Raw genomic sequence first — 18,851 nt, forward strand, 5'->3', positions numbered from 1 at the left:
ATTGCTTGCGTATTGATTCAGGACACCAGTCCCAGCGCGCGTTTCACCGGGCCAAAGCTGCGCCGGTGATGTTCGGTTGCGCCATGTTCAGCCAGTCTTTCCAGATGGAAAGCGGTGGGATATCCCTTATGCTGGGCGAAACCGTACTGAGGGTAAGTCAGGTCTAGCGCGGCCATCTCGGCGTCGCGCGTCACTTTGGCAATAATAGAAGCCGCGCTGATTTCTGCGACCCGGCTATCGCCTTTGACGACCGCCATTGAAGGCATTGGCAATGCCGGACAGCGGTTGCCGTCAATCAGGACATATTCAGGGGAAATTTTCAAACCCGCAACCGCACGCTGCATCGCCAGCATCGTGGCATGCAAAATATTCAGCTCGTCTATTTCATGCGGTTCAGCGCGCCCCAGGCTCCAGGCTAGCGCCTTCTCCTGAATCTCGCTAAACAGCGCCAGCCGGCGCTTTTCGGACAATTTTTTAGAGTCGTTCAGCCCGATAATTGGACGAGCCGGATCGAGGATCACCGCAGCGGTAACTACAGCTCCCACTAACGGACCACGGCCCACTTCGTCCACACCCGCCACAAGGTGGGTATGAGGATAAACAAATTCCATCATTTTGCTAACTCCAGCACCGCATCAGCCGCTTGCTCATCGGCATTACAGCGGATCTGCTGATGCAGTTCGCGGAACGTATCATGCATCTGGTGGCTGGTCTTACCGTTTGCAAGCAGCGGGAGCAACGCATCGGCAAGCAGCTGCGGCTGACACTCATCCTGCAACAGCTCTTTCACCAGCTCGCGTCCGGCAAGCAGGTTTGGCAGGGAGACATAATCCGTTTTTACCAGACGTTTTGCCAGCCAGAAGGTGAACGGCTTCATGCGATAGCCTACCACCATCGGGCATTTTGCCAGCATACACTCCAGCGCTGCCGTTCCGGAGGCTAACAGCGCGGCATCGCTCGCGACCATTGCCTCCCGACCTTTCCCGTCCAGAAGGCGGATCTGGAGGTCTGGTGCGACGTCGGCCTTGATGCGCTCAAACTGCTCGCGGCGTTTGGCGTTGACCAGCGGTACCACGACTTCCAGATCGGGGTATGTCTGACGAAGGATTTGCGCGGTCTTAAGGAAATCTGCGCTCAGCATCTCAACTTCTGCGCCACGGCTGCCCGGCAGCAATGCCAGACAGTGCACATCATGCGGGATGCCCAGCACGTCACGCGCCGCGTTTTTATCCGGATCCAGCGGCATCGCATCCGCCATGGTATGACCGATAAAACGGCACGGAACATTGAATTTGTCGTAAAACGCCTTTTCGAAAGGCAGGAAAGCCAGCACCAGGTTGGTGGACCGCCCAATTTTGAAAACACGTTTCTGTCGCCACGCCCAGACGGACGGGCTGACGTAGTGAATGGTTTTAATGCCCTGCTTTTTCAGATTCCCTTCGAGGGTAATGTTGAAATCAGGTGCATCGATACCGACAAACACGTCGGGTTTGAGTTCGGTGAAGCGGCGGGTAAGATCGGCGCGAATATGCAGCAAACGGCGTAGCCGCCCCAGCACCTCAACGATGCCCATCACGGCCAGCTCTTCCATTTCATACCAGGCTTCGCAGCCTTCGGCCTGCATCAGCGGGCCAGCAACGCCCACAAAGCGTGCGTTAGGTACACGCGCCTTCAGCGCGCGAATGAGACCTGCACCAAGAATATCGCCGGAGGTTTCTCCGGCGACCAGGGCTATCGTAAGCGGACGACTATCGACCATTAACGAATCAGACCCCTCGTGGAACGGTCAAAGAATTCCATGAACGCGTTCACTTCCGGGTGCTTTTTCGCCAGCTCGGCAATGTCCGGCTTCGCCTCTTCCAGCGTTTTACCGCTACGGTACAGCAGTTTGTACGCGTTGCGGATGGCAGTAATCGCTTCGCGGCTAAAACCACGACGCTTGAGGCCTTCGATGTTCACGCCAAACGGCGTGGCATGGTTGCCCTGCGCAATCACATACGGTGGGACGTCCTGCGCCACACCGGAGCATCCGCCGACCATCACGTGTACACCAATGATGCAGAACTGATGGACTGCGGTCATGCCGCCAATAATTGCGAAGTCATCAACCGATACGTGTCCTGCCAGCGTTGCATTGTTGGCAAGAATACAGCGGTCACCCACGGTACAGTCATGCGCGATATGCGCATTAACCATAAACAGGTTATCGCTGCCCACCTTCGTCAACCCACCACCCTGCACTGTTCCACGATGAATGGTGACGCTTTCGCGAATACGGTTACGATCGCCAATTTCCAGACGGGTCGACTCACCAGCATATTTGAGATCCTGGTTAACTTCGCCGATGGAGGCGAACTGATAGATCTCGTTATTGCAGCCAATGGTCGTATGACCATTCACGACAACGTGAGATTTCAGTACTGTACCCTCACCAATTTCCACATGGGGTCCAACAATACAAAACGGGCCAATGTGAACGTTAGCACCAATGATGGCGCCGGTTTCCACAATCGCGGTAGGATGAATAAAGGCGGATTTATCAATCACGTATCAGGACTCCCGGCTACGAGCACACATCATCGTCGCTTCGCAAACAACTTTGCCGTCAACCAGAGCTACGCCTTTGAAGCGAGTCAGGCCACGACGCGTTTTTTCAAAAGTGACTTCCATGATCATCTGATCACCAGGCACGACAGGGCGCTTGAAGCGCGCTTCATCAATACCCGCGAAGTAATACAGCTCACCTGGCTCCAGTTTGCCGACGCTTTTAAACGCCAGAATACCGGTAGCCTGTGCCATAGCTTCCAGGATCAACACACCCGGGAAGATAGGTTTACCCGGGAAGTGACCCTGGAAAAACGGCTCGTTCACGGAAACATTTTTCACTGCGCGCAGAAAACGACCTTCTTCAAAATCCAGCACACGGTCTACCAGCAGAAACGGGTAGCGGTGCGGCAGAAGTTCTAAAATCTCTTCAATATGCAGAGTATGAGTGTCAGTAGTCAAAATACTCTTCCTGTCAAAATGTACTGATAACAATAATAACACGGCCTGCCGGTTTATTAGAAAGCCGACAGGCCGGGAAAATAGCGTTAAACGGATGACGCTTAGTCTTGTTGATCGATTTTGCGCTCAAGAGACTTGAGGCGCTTGCTCATATCATCAATGTTCATCACCAGAGCTGCTGTTTTACGCCATACCTTGTTGGGCTGTAGCGGAATGCCTGAGGAATAGACGCCAGGTTCAGTGATAGGACGCATTACCATGCCCATACCCGTCACAGTCACCTTGTCGCATATTTCCATATGGCCATTAATCACGCTCGCACCGCCAATCATGCAATAACGGCCAATTTTCAGGCTGCCTGCCATGATGACGCCACCCGCAACCGCGGTATTGTCGCCAATCACGACGTTATGCGCAATCTGGCACTGGTTATCGATGATAACACCATTGCCAATGATCGTGTCGTCAAGTGCGCCACGGTCAATGGTGGTACAGGCGCCAATCTCCACGCGATCGCCAATAATCACGCGACCAAGTTGCGGGATCTTAACCCAATTACCGCGATCGTTAGCGTAACCAAAACCATCAGAACCAATCACGGTGCTGGACTGGACGAGGCAGTTTTCGCCAATGTCGACTTCATGGTAAACGGACACATTGGCCCATAAACGGGTCCCGGCGCCGATTTTGGTATTTTTCCCAACGAAGCAGCCCGGGCCAATGACGACGTTATCGCCCAGCACCACGCCGGATTCGATAACCGCATTCGCGCCAACGGCGACGTTGTTACCAAGCTTTGCCGTCGGATCAATCGCTGCGCTGGCAGCAATGTTCTGGGCCGGCTGCGGCGTGGTATCGAGAATTTGAGCCATGCGTGCATACGTCAGGTAGGGATTTTTCACTACCAGTGCGCTTGCAGTGGCAAACGGAAGATCGTCCTGCGTCAGAACAACAGCTGACGCCTGGCATTGTGCCAGTTGCTCACGGTACTTAGGGCTTACCATGAAGGTAATCGTGCCAGCTTTAGCAGATTGCATGGACGCAACAGCGGTGATGACGATATCGCCATCACCGTGTAATTCTGCATCCAACTGCTGAGCTAAATCAGCCAGTCGAATTGAAGGCATTACTTATTTAACCTGTTTCAGAACATCAGCGGTGATGTCTTTAACATCGCTGCTGTTGAAAGCTACAGCGTTCGCATCAACAACCAGATCGATGTTCTGATCGGCAGCCACTGATTTAACAGCAGTCTGAATGCGAGTCACCAGCTTGCCACGTTCTTCGTTAGAACGACGCTGACGATCCTGCTCGAAAGCCTGCGCTTTCTGGGAGAACGTCTGGCGCTGAGCCATTACGTCTTTTTCCAGTTTGCTGCGATCGCTCGCTTTCATGGTAGAACCATCACGCTGCAGACGCTGCATTTTGGACTGAAGATCGTTTTCCATACCCTGCAGTTCGCTTGCACGGCCTTTGAATTCGTTTTCCAGAGTCGCAGAAACGCCAGTTTTCTGTGCAACCTGCTGGAACAAATTACCCATGTTGACGATTGCAATTTTGTCTGCTGCCTGAGCAGAAGTTGCCATCGCTAAACCGAGACCTGCAGCTAATAACCACTTTTTCACAATTAACTCCTTACCATCCCATTGGCACCAGAAGGTACCGTTCTTTGCGTGGCAAGGCGACCTTTTTACCGATCGCCAGTTGTCAGCGCTACACTGCCAACGCATTCCTTTGCTGCGGATTATTACCAGGTTTTACCAATGTTAAACTGGAATTGCTCCGACTTATCTCCATCATATTTCTTAAACGGCTGGGCGTAAGAGAAGACCAACGGCCCCAGCGGTGACATCCATTGTAATGCGATACCGGCAGACATGCGAATATTGCTCGGATCGCTGTAGTCTGGAACGCCAGCGGCACGCATCTGGGCAGTGTTCTCCCAGTTGGTATCCCACACCGTACCGGCATCCCAGAAGAAGGATGTACGTACGGAGTTTGCGTATTTATCACTGATAAACGGCGTTGGCGTGATGAACTCAAGGCTTGCAACGGCCATAGCGTTACCGCCTACAGCATCATCAGAGCTACATACATCTTTTGGATCTCGGCTTTCGCAGTTGTCTTTGTCGTTTCCGCCGTAGTAAACCGCTTTCGGACCAATGTTGTTGGACTGGAAGCCACGCACGGTACTGGAACCACCGGCATAGAAGTTTTCATAGAATGGCAGTTCTTTGCCACCTAACCCATCGCCATAGCCCCAACGGGTACGACCCAGAACCACCCACTTATGATCGTCATCGATCGGGAAGTAGGACGCGGTATCCAGCGTCAACTTGTAGAACTCGTTATCGGAACCTGGGACGGTGACTTTACCGTTCAGGTTGACGCGAGAACCTTCCGTTGGGAAGTAGCCACGGTCGAGACGGTTATAGGTCCAGCCGTAGTTGAAGGTGAAGTCATCCGCAGCGAAACCGTTGTTATCGCTGTTTTTGCTCGCCGACTGACCGATAGAGTCCAGATAACGCCACATCGCCACCTGCGGTTGCATATTGGACAGGTCGTTATGCACGTAACCTAAGCCCGCACGCAGGGTGTTGTATTCGTTAACCGGGAAGCCAAGCGTACCATCCACACCGTAACTCTTGTTGGTGTACGAGGACAGATCCGCATCGTCAGCTTTAAAGTCGTTATAGAAAATACGACCGCCCAGGCTCACACCGTCAACGGTGAAGTATGGGTTAGTAACAGAAAACTCAGAGTAGGTCTGGTAGTCGTTTTTGGTACCGTTAATACCGACAGAGTAACCCGTACCCAGCCAGTTATCCTGCTGCACGCCAACCTGGAAGCTGACGCCGCTTTCAGTACCGTAGCCCACACCGAAGTTGAAGCTACCGGTGTTACGCTCTTTCACTTTATAAACGACATCAACCTGGTCCGGGCTGCCCGGTACGCGTTGGGTATCGGTATCAACCGTTTCAAAATAGCCCAGACGGTTCAGACGCTCTTTACCCTGATCAACGAGATCGCTACCTAACCATGCGCCTTCCATCTGACGCATTTCGCGACGCAGAACGGAATCTTTGGAGGTGTCGTTGCCGACGAAGCGAATCTTACGCACGTAGAAGCGGTTGCCCGCGTCGACGTTAACGTGCAGCTTAACGGTTTTATCCGCATCGTTGATTTCAGGCTGCGTTTGTACGCGCGGATAGGCATAACCATAGCGGCCGAGCAGCTTCTTAATGCTGTCTTCCATTTTGGTGACTTTAGAGCCGCTGTATAGATCGCCTGGCTGAATTTTGGTCAGCGATTCGATTTCAGCTGAATGCCCCGCCAGGTTACCACTCACTTCAACACCAGAAAGCTTGTACTGATCGCCTTCAGTGATGTTAACCGTAATGTAGATGCCTTTCTTGTCCGGAGTCAGACTCACCTGAGTCGAGTCGATGTTGAAACGCGCGTAGCCACGATCCAGATAGTAGCTGCGCAGGGTTTCGAGGTCGCCCGCCAGTTTTTGTTTCTGGTATTTGCGATCGCCTACCACGTTCCACCACGGCACTTCATCGCGCAGCTGGAAAGTGGAGATCAGTTCGTCGGTGCTAAAAGCGTGGTTGCCGACAATGTTGATCTGCTGGATCTTCGCAGAAACACCTTCCTGGAAGACCAGCTTCAGGTCAACACGGTTACGTGGCAGTGGGGTCACCACCGCTTTCACGCTGGCGCTGTATTTACCGACGCTGTAGTAGAAGTCTTCCAGACCTTTTTCAATGTCTGAAAGGGTTGTGCGGTCCAGAGATTCCCCCACACGAACACCGGATGCTTCAAGGTTCTGCTTGAGCATGTCATCTTTCACCGACTTGTTACCGGAGAAAGTGATACTGGCGATCGTCGGACGTTCTTTTACCTGAACCAGCAGCGTATCACCATCGCGCAGAACGCGAACGTCCTCAAAGTTGCCGGTGGCAAACAGAGCACGGATGGTGTTACTGATATCTTCATCATTAACCGTATCGCCGGGGCGTACAGGCATACTGAGGAGGGCCGCACCAACGGCGACACGCTGGAGGCCTTCGAAATGAATGTCTTTCACTACGAACCCGTCAGCACCGTATACGGTGGCGCTGCTAAACAGCAGCGACGCTATGAGCAACTTTTTCATCGCCATCGTTATTATGCGTTCTTCCTAACACTCTCTTACAACCGAGAGAAATCATTGAAAAGTGCAAGCCCCATTAACAGCACCAGCAAAATCGAGCCAATGCGATAACTAAAGTCTTGAACTCGCTCGGATACCGGTCCGCCTTTTAGCTTTTCAATCGCTAAAAACAGCAGATGACCCCCGTCTAAAACGGGAAGCGGGAACAGGTTGATTATCCCAAGGTTCACGCTAATGAGCGCGAGGAACATGAAATAGTAAATCACCCCGAATTCCGCTGACATCCCAGCCCCCTGAGCAATCGAAATTGGCCCACTGAGGTTGTTCAGTTTCACATCACCGGTTATCAATTTCCCCAACATGTTGACCGTCAGCTTCATCAGTTGCCATGTTTTATCCGTGGCTTCAAGGATGGCGCTGAACGGCCCATACTGGCGTATTGTCTTGTACTCATCTGGCAGCGGGATCACTTTTGGCACAACGCCTGCAAACCCTTCTGCCTTTTTGCCGACCGACTTTGTATCCGGGATCAGCGTCAGCGAAAGCGGACTACCTTGCCTTTCAACTTCCAGCGCGAGAGACGTTCCCGGATTATCGCGCACCAGAGTAACAAAGGTCATCCACTCTGTTAATGGTTGACCATCGACTTTAACGATCCTGTCGCCTGCTTGCAAACCCGCTTTGCTCGCTGCCGAATTTGCCTGTACTTCGGCTAATATCGGCTCGATCTGTGGGCCGCGTGGACGAATGCCCAGCGCAGCGACGGGATCCTCTTTGTCTGGTTCGAAACGCCAGTGACGCAAATCGAGCACTTTGTTCTGGCGCACGTCTGTGCCAAACGGCGATACGCTGATGGTTGTCTGCGGATCGCCAATTTTGGCTACCAGCTGCAGTCGCACGGCATCCCAATCAGGGGTTTCGATGCCATCAATCGCTTTAAGTTCCATCCCGGATGTAATTTGCGCACTTGCCGCGATGGAGTTGGGGGCAATTTCACCCACTACCGGACGCACGCCGGGGACGCCGATGATAAACACCAGCCAGTAAGCGAAAATAGCAAAGATGAAGTTAGCTACCGGTCCGGCAGCAATGATGGCGGCGCGTTGTCCAACGGTTTTATTGTTGAACGCGCTGTGTCGTAGCTCAGGAGCAACAGGCTCAACGCGTTCGTCGAGCATTTTGACGTAGCCACCCAGCGGGATAAGGGCGATGACAAATTCAGTGCCATGACGGTCGGTGCGCGTCCAAAGTGATTTGCCAAAACCGATGGAAAACCGCTCTACCCGCACACCGCAACGGCGAGCAACCCAGAAATGGCCAAATTCATGCACGGTAATCAGTACACCCAGTGCAACAATGAACGCCGCCAGATTCCAGAGAATGCTCAGCATAAAACCTTCCGTTAAATCGTCCCGAATACCAGTAAAAGCAAACAAGCAAACACTGGGACAGCCGCTGTGAGGCTATCAATGCGATCCAGTATACCGCCATGCCCTGGAATCAGGTGTCCGCTGTCCTTAATCCCTGCTTCACGCTTAAACATACTCTCGGTTAAATCACCGAGCACTGAGGCAAGCGCAGCAAAAATCGAACACACCAGCAGGATTGACGGTGCCACTTCCAGATTCGCCCAGACGCCATAGCCCCAGGAGATGATCGCTGCCGTAAACAGGCCGCCGATGAATCCCTGCCAGGTTTTGCCCGGAGATACCTTCGGCGCCAGTTTGTGTTTGCCGAACAGTTTACCAAACATATAGGCCCCGGAGTCAGCCCCCCAGACGAGAATCATCACATAAAGCAGCCAGATCGCACCGCTGTAATGGTTTTCGTCGTAGTGCCAGGCCCTAAGCGCGACCATACCCCAGAAAAATGGAACAATTGTGAGCAAGCCAAATATCAGTCGCAGCACTTTAGAATTACGCCATAACGCCGCAGAACCTGGATAAAAAAGCACCAGCAGCAGCGCACCAACCCACCAGGCCAACGATACCCACAGGGAACCGGCAACCAGCGGTTGATGAATATCATGATGATATTCAGGCAACGTAAACAGCATTATGGCCAGGATAAAGCCACAGAGTACCGCAAGCCATACTCGCTGGCTGCGCGAGGTAAAGCCGCTAAACTGTCCCCATTCCCACGCGGCGAGCATGCACACCACCAGCGTAACAATAGCGAATCCCACCGGGGGCAGTAAAAACAGCGCCGCAATGACAATGGGTATTAATACAAAAGCGGAAATCAGGCGATACTTCAGCAAAAGCTACCCCCATCAGGCTTTGTCGCCACCAGGCTCGGTGCCGCCGAAACGACGCTCTCGATTGGCAAAAGCATGCAGCGCACCTTCAAAGTCTTGTTCATCAAAATCGGGCCAAAGAACATCCGTAAAGTAAAGTTCGGCATAGGCAATTTGCCATATCAAAAAGTTACTTATGCGATGTTCCCCCCCTGTCCTAATTACCAAATCCACTGGCGCCTGTTCATTCATGCAGATTTGCTTACTCAGCGCCTCTTCATCAATTTGGTCGGGTCTCAGCAGCCCTTCCTGAACCTGTTCGGCCAGATGCCGAACGCCCTGGATAATGTCCCAGCGTCCGCCGTAATTCGCTGCAATATTAAGCGTCAGACCGGTATTACTTTCAGTCAACGCTTCTGCTTTACGAATCCGTTCCTGCAAACGTGAGTTAAAACGACTGGTATCGCCAATGATACGCAGGCGGACGTTGTGGCGGTGCAGGCTTTTTACTTCGCTGTCTAGCGCCCACACAAACAATTCCATCAACGCAGTCACTTCCTGCGGAGGTCGATTCCAGTTTTCACTGCTAAAAGCATAGAGCGTTAACGCATCAATGCCGTTATTGGCGGCAAAAGAAACGGCGCGGCGAACAGATTTCGCCCCTGCTTTATGCCCAAAGGCTCGTATTTTCCCTTGTCTTTTCGCCCAGCGGCCATTGCCATCCATAATGATTGCTACATGACGGCAGCCATGAGCTGGCAAGTTTTCGCTTATTGGTTGATTCGCAGACAACATAACGCGTTTTTTGTCCCTGAAAAGGATTTAACGGTACTCAGGAATACTGAAGCCTATACATAAAAAAGCCGTGTCAAACCACGGCTTACCTGACCACGTAAAGTCAAATTCCTGCGATCAGGTGGCGCAGACTATATCACTGAAGCCCAACGCTAACAAATAGCACGACGACTAGTGCTTGCTTTATCACCAGCTTGCGAGACGAGTCACCTGTTGGCGCGCAATATCACGCGCAGCTGTATCCACCGCCAGCACCTCTTCCACGCTCTGTGGTTCGCGCAAATCCATCATTTCCAGTACCGATAAATTTAACGACGCGATATCGGTAAAGCGAATCTGCTGATTCAGAAATGCTTCAACGGTAATTTCATTAGCTGCATTAAGTGCCGTCGTCGCCGCCTGCCCCTGGTCAAAGGCATTCATCGCAAGCTTCAGACAAGGATAGCGGTCGTAGTCTGGTTCACTGAACGTCAGGGAACTTAGCTTGCAGAAATCAAGCGGCTTCACGCCGGATTTCACTCGATTCGGCCACGCCATTGAATGGGCAATAGGCGTACGCATATCTGGCTCGCCTAGCTGTGCCAACACGCTGCCATCCTGATAGCGCACCATCGAGTGAATCACCGATTGCGGGTGGATCAGTACTTCCATCTGTTTCGCTGACGCATTAAACAGCCAGCGCGCTTCAATGTATTCCAGACCTTTGTTCATCATGGTGGCAGAGTCAACGGAGATTTTACGCCCCATCGACCAGTTCGGATGACGACACGCCTGATCCGGCGTCATTGCGCTCAGTTCAGACAGTAGGGTTTCACGGAACGGGCCACCAGACCCGGTAAGCAGAATAGATACCACGCCATTCTGCTCCAGGTCAGCGTACCCCAGGTTCTGTTGAAAAGGTTGCGGTAAACTCTGAAAAATCGCGTTGTGTTCGCTGTCGACCGGTAAAAGACGCGCGCCACGCTGCTTCACCGCATCCATAAACAGGCGTCCGCAAGTGACCAGTGACTCTTTGTTGGCCAGCAGAACATCCTTACCGGCATCAATCGCGGCAAGCGTCGGCAATAATCCTGCAGCCCCGACGATGGCTGCCATAACCTGATCCACCTCATCCAGCGCCGCCATCTCGCAGGCCGCCTGTTGGCCACTCAGAACCTCGATTCGGCAGCCTTTTTCACGCAGTTGCGCTTTCAGCAGACGTGCGCTCTCTTCGTCATCCATCACCGCATAGCGGGGCGTAAACTCCAGGCACTGCTCGACCATTCGCTGCACATTCTTACCGGCCACCAGCGCTGTCACGGTGTAAAGTTCAGGATTATGGCGAACAACGTCGAGAGTACTGCAACCGATAGAGCCGGTTGAGCCGAGGAGTGTTAAATGCTTCATGAGATGCCCGAAAAAAGTTAGACCAGATAAAAGCAAAACGCCGCCAGCAAGACCCGAAGTCTCTCTGAACGGCGTTTATCAGTGTACGACAGAAATCAGAACTGCATCAGTTCCGCTTCTTTATCTGCCAGCGCCGCATCAATTTTCTTGATGGCAGCGTCGGTCATTTTCTGAATGTCGTCCTGAGAACGACGATCGTCATCTTCACTGATCTCTTTTTCTTTCAGCAGCGCTTTTACTTTATCGTTCGCGTCGCGACGAACGTTGCGCACGGAAACACGACCCTGCTCAGCTTCGCCACGGACCACTTTGATCAGATCTTTACGGCGCTCTTCGGTCAACGGAGGCAGCGGAACGCGGATGTCCGCACCCGCAGAGCTTGGGTTCAGGCCGAGGTCAGAGGCCATGATCGCTTTCTCAACGGCCGGGCTCATAGAGCGATCGAACACGTTGATTTTCAGCGTACGGGTATCTTCTACCGTTACGCTCGCCAGCTGGCGCAGAGGGGTTGGCGTACCGTAGTATTCTACGATGATGCCATCCAGCAGGCTTGGGGAAGCACGGCCAGTACGGATTTTGCTGATTTGGGTTTTGAACGCTTCTACGCATTTGTCCATGCGTACTTCAGCATCTTTTCTGATGTCGTTAATCACGTTACGAATCCTTGAAAACTTGTCTCAGGCAGACTATCCGCCAGCACAGCGCTAAAGGTGTGCTAAGTATAGTCGCGTTTAATTCATGACAACGCCAAAGGCGCGCCTGGGTAAGATACCACTACAAAATAAAGCGGAATCTTACCTGTATTTATCGTCAACGGAAATTATTCCGTGATCAAAGTGCCTTCTTTTTCGCCCATGACCACGCGACGCAGTGCGCCCGGTTTGTTCATGTTGAAGACACGGATCGGCAGTTTATGGTCGCGAGCCAGCGTGAAGGCGGCAAGATCCATCACTTTCAGCTCTTTATCCAGCACTTCATTATAGGACAGCTGATCGTACATGGTCGCAGAAGGATCTTTTGCCGGGTCGGCAGTAAACACGCCATCGACTTTGGTCGCTTTCAGTACCACATCGGCTTCAATCTCGATACCGCGCAGGCAGGCAGCGGAATCGGTCGTAAAGAACGGGTTACCCGTACCGGCGGAGAGGATCACCACGCGGTTGTTGCGCAGCAGGCTGATGGCTTCTGCCCAGCTGTAGTTATCGCATACGCCATTCAGTGGAATCGCGGACATCAGGCGAGCATTCACATAGGCACGATGCAGTGCATCACGCATTGCCAGACCATTCATGACGGTTGCCAGCATACCCATGTGGTCACCCACAACGCGGTTCATCCCCGCTTTCGCCAGACCAGCACCACGGAAAAGGTTGCCACCGCCAATGACCACGCCAACCTGGATACCCAGTTCGACCAGTTCTTTGATTTCCTGTGCCATGCGATCAAGGATGCTTGCGTCAATACCGAAGCCTTCCGATCCCTGCAGCGCTTCGCCACTCAGCTTAAGCAGAATGCGTTTGTACACGGGTTTTGCATTGGTAGCCATGTTTCTTTCCTGAGACTGTCAACGATTAAGATGGGGGTTAATTCTGGCGACATGATATGCCGCAAATCAGCACAGCGATACTGGAGCCTGTCTGATTTCATATGACGGGTGACAAAAAGAAGCCGCCCTCAGGCGGCTCCTTTTCAATCATTAAGACTGCTTGGACATTGCAGCAACTTCTGCTGCGAAGTCAGTCTCAACTTTCTCGATGCCTTCGCCCACTTCGAAGCGGATGAAGCCAGTTACGTCAGCGTTGTGCTCTTTCAGCAGCTGAGCAACAGACTTGCTTGGATCCATTACGAAAGGCTGGCCAGTCAGAGAAACTTCGCCGGTGAATTTCTTCATGCGGCCTTCAACCATTTTCTCTGCGATTTCTTTTGGCTTACCAGACTGCATCGCGATGTCCAGCTGAACCTGGTACTCTTTCTCTACCACTTCAGCAGACACGTCTTCTGGCTTAACGAATTCTGGTTTGCTTGCAGCGATGTGCATCGCCAGCTGTTTAACCAGCTCTTCGTCAGCGCCTTTAGCCGCAACCAGAACACCGATACGTGCACCGTGCTGGTAAGAGCCCAGAACGTCGCCTTCCAGAGAAGAAACGCGACGGATGTTGATGTTCTCACCGATTTTAGCAACCAGCGCAACACGTTCTTCTTCGAACTGTGCTTTCAGAACTTCAACGTCAGTGATTTTGCCAGCAACAGCTGCGTCCAGAACTTTGTTAGCAAATGCCTGGAAACCACCATCTTTAGCAACGAAGTCAGTCTGGCAGTTAACTTCCAGAATGATACCGTAGTTGCCGTCGATCTTAGTGATGATCACGCCGTCAGCAGCAACGTTGCCTGCTTTTTTAGCTGCTTTGATCGCACCGGATTTACGCATGTTTTCGATTGCCAGCTCGATGTCGCCGTTCGCTTCAGTCAGCGCTTTTTTGCAATCCATCATGCCTGCGCCAGTACGCTCGCGCAGCTCTTTTACCAGGGATGCGGTAATTTCAGCCATTCTTAAATCCTCGGGAGATGTGAACTGCCCGGCCAGGGGCCAAACAGTGTAAATTGAAAAAAGGGGCCGGTAATGGGCCCCTATTCATACACGGTACTAATAAGGGGTAAAACCTTATTATTCAGCTTCTACGAAGCTTTCTTCCGCCTGAGAAGCCAGATCCTGGGAACGGCCTTCACGAACGGTAGCAGCTACAGCGCTCAGGTACAGGCTAACAGCACGGATTGCGTCGTCGTTACCCGGGATAACGAAGTCAACACCGTCCGGATCGGAGTTGGTATCAACGATAGCGAATACCGGGATACCCAGGTTGTTAGCTTCTTTGATTGCGATGTGCTCGTGGTCCGCATCGATTACGAACAGCGCGTCTGGCAGGCCGCCCATATCTTTGATACCGCCCAGGCTGTTTTCCAGCTTGTCCAGTTCACGAGTGCGCATCAGCGCTTCTTTCTTAGTCAGCTTGTCGAAAGTACCGTCCTGAGACTGGGTTTCCAGATCTTTCAGGCGTTTGATGGACTGACGAACAGTTTTCCAGTTAGTCAGCATGCCGCCCAACCAGCGATGGTTCACGAAGAACTGGTCGCAGCTGTTAGCAGCATCTTTCACAGCTTCGCTTGCAGCGCGCTTAGTACCAACGAACAGAATCTTACCTTTACGGGAAGAGATCTTGTTCAGCTCAGCCAGGGCTTCGTTGAACATTGGTACAGTTTTCTCAAGGTTGATGATGTGAACTTTGTTACGTGCGCCGAAGATGAAAGGCTTCATTTTCGGGTTCCAGTAACGGGTCTGGTGACCAAAGTGAACACCAGCCTTGAGCATGTCGCGCATGGAAACAGTTGCCATGTTTAAAACCTCTATATTAAAAGTTGGGGTTATGCCTCCACGTATCCCATATTACCGACCCCAAAGGGCACCCCGGAATATGTGCCGATACGTGTGTGTTGTTACACAAAGTGAGATTTGTCGCTTCCGTCCAGCCTGTGTATCTGAAATGGATCGGAAGTCCGGCGCGCTTTATACCACAAAACGCCACCATAAACCAACTGTTGTTGGCGTAGTGTGCTGTTAATGATTCTCAATTTGGCACGGGGTGTGCCTGACTGATACCATTGACAGCACTTAGACTAGTATTGTCGAAAAAATCGACACCGATGGACAGATTACATGGCTATCTCTATTAAGACACCTGAAGAAATTGAAAAGATGCGCGTCGCCGGTCGTCTGGCCGCGGAAGTGCTGGAAATGATCGAGCCGTTCGTGAAGCCGGGCGTCAGCACCGGTGAACTGGACCGCATCTGTAATGATTACATCGTTAACGAGCAGCACGCGGTTTCCGCCTGCCTCGGCTACCACGGTTTCCCGAAATCCGTCTGCATTTCTATTAATGAAGTGGTTTGCCACGGTATTCCGGACAACGAAAAACTGCTGAAAGATGGCGACATCGTCAACATCGACGTCACCGTCATTAAAGATGAGTACCACGGTGACACCTCAAAAATGTTCATCGTTGGCAAGCCAACCATTCTGGGCGAGCGTCTGTGCAAAGTGACGCAAGAGAGCCTCTACCTGGCGCTGAAGATGGTTAAACCGGGCATTCGTCTGCGTACCATTGGTGCCGCCATTCAAAAATTCGTGGAAGCGGAAGGTTTCTCCGTGGTTCGCGAATACTGCGGTCACGGCATTGGTCGCGTCTTCCACGAAGAACCGCAGGTCCTGCACTATGATGCAGATGACGGCGGCGTGGTGCTGCAAAAAGGCATGACCTTTACCATCGAGCCGATGGTTAACGCGGGTGACTACCGCATCCGTACCATGAAAGATGGCTGGACGGTCAAAACCAAAGACAGAAGCTTGTCTGCGCAGTACGAGCATACTATTGTGGTAACAGACAACGGCTGCGAAATTATGACGTTGCGCAAGGATGACACCATCCCGGCGATACTGACGAACATTGAGTGATAAAAGAGCCGGCGAATGCCGGCTTTTTTAATGGCGATAGCTTTTTCTTATGGGTGGCGCACGATGAGTAATCTTTTACCCGAACAGTATGCTAACACAGCACTTCCCACCCTCCCCGACCAGCCCGACAACCCAGGCGTCTGGCCGCAACACGAGCTGACCTGTGCCGGCATCAAGGCGCATATGGACGTCTTTCACCGCTGGCTTGGAAGCGCATTTGATGCCGGTATTTCCGCAGAGCAGCTGATTGAAGCGCGCACCGAATTTATCGACCAGCTCCTGCAGCGTTTGTGGATCGATTACGGCTTCGGGCAGATCGGTGATGTGGCGCTGGTTGCCGTCGGGGGCTATGGCCGCGGAGAGCTGCACCCGCTTTCCGATATCGATCTCCTGATCTTAAGCCGCAAAAAGCTGCCGGACGAACAGGCGCAAAAAATTGGCGAACTGCTGACCCTGCTCTGGGACGTGAAGCTGGAGGTCGGCCACAGCGTACGCACCCTGGAAGAGTGTCTGCTGGAAGGACTATCCGACCTGACCGTCGCCACCAACCTCATTGAAACCCGCCTGCTGATTGGTGACGTCGCGCTATTCCTGGAGCTGCAAAAACACATCTTCAGCGACGGCTTCTGGCCGTCAGAAAAGTTCTTCGCCGCGAAGGTTGAGGAGCAAAATCAGCGCCACCAGCGCTACCACGGCACCAGCTATAACCTTGAACCCGATATTAAAAGCAGCCCCGGCGGCCTGCGCGACATCCACACGTTACAGTGGGTCGCCCGTCGCCATTTTGGCGCCACCTCCATGGACGAGATGGTCGGCTTTGGCTTCTTAACCGAGGCCGAGCGTAACGAGCTCAACGAGTGTCTGCACCTGCTCTGGCGCATTCGCTTTGCCCTCCACCTGGAAGTGACGCGCTACGATAACCGTCTGCTGTTTGACCGTCAGCTCAGCGTTGCCCAACGCCTCAACTACAGCGGCGAGGGGAACGAGCCGGTTGAGCACATGATGAAGGATTTCTTCCGCGTCACCCGCCGGGTCACGGAGCTGAACCAGATGCTGTTGCAGCTCTTCGACGAGGCCATCCTGGCCCTGACGGCGGACGAAAAGCCGCGCCCGATTGATGACGAATTCCAGCTACGCGGCACGCTTATCGATCTGCGCGACGAAACGCTGTTTATCCGCGAGCCGGAAGCGATTCTGCGGATGTTCTATACCATGGTGCGCAACAGCGCCATCACTGGGATCTACTCCACCACCCTGCGACATCTGCGCCATGCGCGCCGCCATCTGACGCAGCCGCTGTGCTATATCCCGGAAGCGCGTTCGCTATTCCTGAGCATGCTCCGCCACCCGGGGGCCGTCAGTCGTGGCCTGCTGCCAATGCACCGCCACAGCGTGCTGTGGGCCTATATGCCGCAGTGGTCGCATATTGTCGGGCAGATGCAGTTTGATCTGTTCCACGCCTACACGGTGGATGAACACACGATCCGCGTCATGCTCAAGCTGGAAAGCTTTGCCAAAGAGGAGACGCGATCCCGCCACCCGCTGTGCGTGGAATTATGGCCGCGCCTTACCCATCCGGAATTGATCCTGATTGCCGCCCTGTTCCACGATATCGCGAAAGGTCGCGGCGGTGACCACTCGGTGCTGGGCGCGCAGGACGTGCTTAAATTTGCCGAACTGCACGGCCTGAACTCGCGTGAAACGCAGCTTGTGGCCTGGCTGGTGCGTCATCACCTGCTGATGTCGGTCACTGCACAGCGTCGTGACATTCAGGATCCTGAAGTGATCAAGCAGTTTGCGGAGGAGGTTCAGACGGAAAACCGTCTGCGCTATCTGGTCTGCCTGACGGTGGCCGATATCTGCGCCACCAACGAAACGCTGTGGAACAGCTGGAAACAAAGCCTGCTCCGCGAGCTGTACTTTGCAACTGAAAAACAGCTGCGCCGCGGCATGCAAAACGCGCCGGACATGCGCGAGCGCGTGCGCCATCACCAGCTGCAGGCGCTGGCGCTGCTGCGGATGGATAACATCAATGAAGAAGCGCTGCATCAGATTTGGGCCCGCTGCCGTGCCAACTATTTTGTCCGCCATAGCCCAAACCAGCTTGCCTGGCACGCGCGGCATCTGCTCAAGCACGATCTGACGCAGCCGATGATCCTGCTGAGCCCACAGGCCACGCGCGGCGGGACGGAGATTTTCATCTGGAGCCCGGACCGGCCTTATCTGTTTGCTGCGGTGTGCGCCGAGCTGGACAGGCGTAATCTGAGCGTTCACGACGCGCAGATTTTCACCACCCGCGACGGCATGGCGATGGATACCTTTATTGTGCTTGAGCCGGACGGCAGCCCGCTGTCGTCGGACAGACATGAAGGAATACGCTTCGGGCTTGAGCAGGCGATCACCCAGCGCAGCTGGCAGCCGCCGCAGCCGCGTCGCCAGCCGGCGAAACTGCGCCACTTTACCGTCGATACCGAGGTCAATTTCCTGCCGACCCACACTGACCGTAAATCGTTCCTGGAGCTGATCGCACTGGACCAGCCAGGGCTCCTCGCCCGCGTCGGCCAGGTGTTTGCCGATCTGGGAATTTCGCTTCATGGGGCAAGAATTACAACCATTGGCGAGCGAGTAGAAGATTTATTTATAATCGCCACAGCGGACCGGCGTGCCCTTAATAATGACCTGCAACTTGAAGTACAACAACGGTTGACAGCAGCCCTCAATCCAAACGATAAAGGGTGACGTGTTTTTTAGTGAAATGGAAAGAG

General features: G+C 53.2%; 17 protein-coding genes. 2 read left to right on the plus strand and 15 right to left on the minus strand.

Features of this window, described 5'->3' with window-relative positions; translation table 11 throughout:
* Positions 1–17: 17 nt before the first annotated feature.
* The 15 genes from rnhB to rpsB form a co-directional block, all read right to left on the minus strand.
* Complete coding sequence (gene rnhB, locus AC3WOK_RS13565; protein WP_047346420.1) at positions 18–614, minus strand: ribonuclease HII; 597 nt, start codon at positions 612–614, stop codon at positions 18–20.
* Complete coding sequence (lpxB, locus tag AC3WOK_RS13570) at positions 611–1,759, minus strand: lipid-A-disaccharide synthase (protein ID WP_059311924.1); 1,149 nt, start codon at positions 1,757–1,759, stop codon at positions 611–613. The genes rnhB and lpxB overlap by 4 nt, the downstream gene beginning before the upstream one ends.
* Positions 1,759–2,547 (minus strand): acyl-ACP--UDP-N-acetylglucosamine O-acyltransferase, encoded by a 789-nt coding sequence (lpxA, locus tag AC3WOK_RS13575; RefSeq protein ID WP_492354668.1) that lies wholly within the window; start codon positions 2,545–2,547, stop codon positions 1,759–1,761. The genes lpxB and lpxA overlap by 1 nt, the downstream gene beginning before the upstream one ends.
* 3 nt (positions 2,548–2,550) lie before the next feature.
* Positions 2,551–3,006, minus strand: a complete 456-nt coding sequence (fabZ, locus tag AC3WOK_RS13580) for a 3-hydroxyacyl-ACP dehydratase FabZ (protein WP_010426706.1) — start codon at positions 3,004–3,006, stop codon at positions 2,551–2,553.
* Between the two features lie 101 nt (positions 3,007–3,107).
* Entirely contained in the window at positions 3,108–4,133 is a 1,026-nt protein-coding gene (gene lpxD / locus AC3WOK_RS13585; RefSeq protein WP_059311925.1) for a UDP-3-O-(3-hydroxymyristoyl)glucosamine N-acyltransferase, read from the minus strand.
* A 3-nt stretch (positions 4,134–4,136) separates the two neighbouring features.
* On the minus strand, positions 4,137–4,631 hold the full coding sequence (skp, locus tag AC3WOK_RS13590; protein ID WP_047346416.1) for a molecular chaperone Skp: 495 nt from the start codon (positions 4,629–4,631) through the stop codon (positions 4,137–4,139).
* A gap of 122 nt (positions 4,632–4,753) precedes the next feature.
* Positions 4,754–7,171: an outer membrane protein assembly factor BamA gene (bamA, locus tag AC3WOK_RS13595; protein WP_063431810.1), complete on the minus strand. Its 2,418-nt coding sequence runs from the start codon at positions 7,169–7,171 to the stop codon at positions 4,754–4,756.
* A gap of 29 nt (positions 7,172–7,200) precedes the next feature.
* Positions 7,201–8,553 (minus strand): sigma E protease regulator RseP, encoded by a 1,353-nt coding sequence (gene rseP / locus AC3WOK_RS13600; protein WP_492354669.1) that lies wholly within the window; start codon positions 8,551–8,553, stop codon positions 7,201–7,203.
* A gap of 11 nt (positions 8,554–8,564) precedes the next feature.
* Positions 8,565–9,422 (minus strand): phosphatidate cytidylyltransferase, encoded by an 858-nt coding sequence (cdsA, locus tag AC3WOK_RS13605; protein ID WP_047346413.1) that lies wholly within the window; start codon positions 9,420–9,422, stop codon positions 8,565–8,567.
* Positions 9,423–9,434: 12 nt separating this feature from the next.
* A complete protein-coding gene (gene ispU / locus AC3WOK_RS13610) occupies positions 9,435–10,193 on the minus strand; it encodes a (2E,6E)-farnesyl-diphosphate-specific ditrans,polycis-undecaprenyl-diphosphate synthase (protein WP_059311929.1) in 759 nt (252 codons plus the stop codon).
* A 186-nt stretch (positions 10,194–10,379) separates the two neighbouring features.
* On the minus strand, positions 10,380–11,579 hold the full coding sequence (gene ispC, locus AC3WOK_RS13615; protein WP_492354670.1) for a 1-deoxy-D-xylulose-5-phosphate reductoisomerase: 1,200 nt from the start codon (positions 11,577–11,579) through the stop codon (positions 10,380–10,382).
* A gap of 95 nt (positions 11,580–11,674) precedes the next feature.
* Positions 11,675–12,232, minus strand: coding sequence for a ribosome recycling factor (gene frr, locus AC3WOK_RS13620; RefSeq protein WP_047346410.1), 558 nt, complete (start codon positions 12,230–12,232; stop codon positions 11,675–11,677).
* 167 nt (positions 12,233–12,399) lie between these two features.
* Positions 12,400–13,125, minus strand: a complete 726-nt coding sequence (pyrH, locus tag AC3WOK_RS13625) for a UMP kinase (RefSeq protein WP_047346409.1) — start codon at positions 13,123–13,125, stop codon at positions 12,400–12,402.
* 150 nt (positions 13,126–13,275) lie between these two features.
* Positions 13,276–14,127: a translation elongation factor Ts gene (tsf, locus tag AC3WOK_RS13630; protein WP_014882627.1), complete on the minus strand. Its 852-nt coding sequence runs from the start codon at positions 14,125–14,127 to the stop codon at positions 13,276–13,278.
* Positions 14,128–14,244: 117 nt separating this feature from the next.
* Positions 14,245–14,970 (minus strand): 30S ribosomal protein S2, encoded by a 726-nt coding sequence (rpsB, locus tag AC3WOK_RS13635; protein ID WP_003856207.1) that lies wholly within the window; start codon positions 14,968–14,970, stop codon positions 14,245–14,247.
* Between the two features lie 321 nt (positions 14,971–15,291).
* On the opposite strand from rpsB, the gene map reads away from it, so the two are divergent.
* Both map and glnD read left to right on the plus strand, forming a co-directional pair.
* The gene (map, locus tag AC3WOK_RS13640; protein ID WP_059311931.1) at positions 15,292–16,086 is read left to right on the plus strand and encodes a type I methionyl aminopeptidase; all 795 of its coding nucleotides are present in this window, start codon (positions 15,292–15,294) and stop codon (positions 16,084–16,086) included.
* Positions 16,087–16,149: 63 nt separating this feature from the next.
* Positions 16,150–18,825: a bifunctional uridylyltransferase/uridylyl-removing protein GlnD gene (gene glnD / locus AC3WOK_RS13645; protein ID WP_059311932.1), complete on the plus strand. Its 2,676-nt coding sequence runs from the start codon at positions 16,150–16,152 to the stop codon at positions 18,823–18,825.
* The last annotated feature ends 26 nt before the right edge of the window (positions 18,826–18,851 follow it).

The organism is Enterobacter sp. FW301-JW81 (assembly GCF_058788735.1).

Coding starts and splice junctions, on each gene's coding strand:
- rnhB (WP_047346420.1), bottom strand. CDS start 614: ATGATGGAATTTGTTTATCCTCATACCCACCTTGTGGCGGGTGTGGAC.
- lpxB (WP_059311924.1), bottom strand. CDS start 1,759: ATGGTCGATAGTCGTCCGCTTACGATAGCCCTGGTCGCCGGAGAAACC.
- lpxD (WP_059311925.1), bottom strand. CDS start 4,133: ATGCCTTCAATTCGACTGGCTGATTTAGCTCAGCAGTTGGATGCAGAA.
- bamA (WP_063431810.1), bottom strand. CDS start 7,171: ATGGCGATGAAAAAGTTGCTCATAGCGTCGCTGCTGTTTAGCAGCGCC.
- rseP (WP_492354669.1), bottom strand. CDS start 8,553: ATGCTGAGCATTCTCTGGAATCTGGCGGCGTTCATTGTTGCACTGGGT.
- ispU (WP_059311929.1), bottom strand. CDS start 10,193: ATGTTGTCTGCGAATCAACCAATAAGCGAAAACTTGCCAGCTCATGGC.
- ispC (WP_492354670.1), bottom strand. CDS start 11,579: ATGAAGCATTTAACACTCCTCGGCTCAACCGGCTCTATCGGTTGCAGT.
- pyrH (WP_047346409.1), bottom strand. CDS start 13,125: ATGGCTACCAATGCAAAACCCGTGTACAAACGCATTCTGCTTAAGCTG.
- tsf (WP_014882627.1), bottom strand. CDS start 14,127: ATGGCTGAAATTACCGCATCCCTGGTAAAAGAGCTGCGCGAGCGTACT.
- rpsB (WP_003856207.1), bottom strand. CDS start 14,970: ATGGCAACTGTTTCCATGCGCGACATGCTCAAGGCTGGTGTTCACTTT.
- map (WP_059311931.1), top strand. CDS start 15,292: ATGGCTATCTCTATTAAGACACCTGAAGAAATTGAAAAGATGCGCGTC.
- glnD (WP_059311932.1), top strand. CDS start 16,150: ATGAGTAATCTTTTACCCGAACAGTATGCTAACACAGCACTTCCCACC.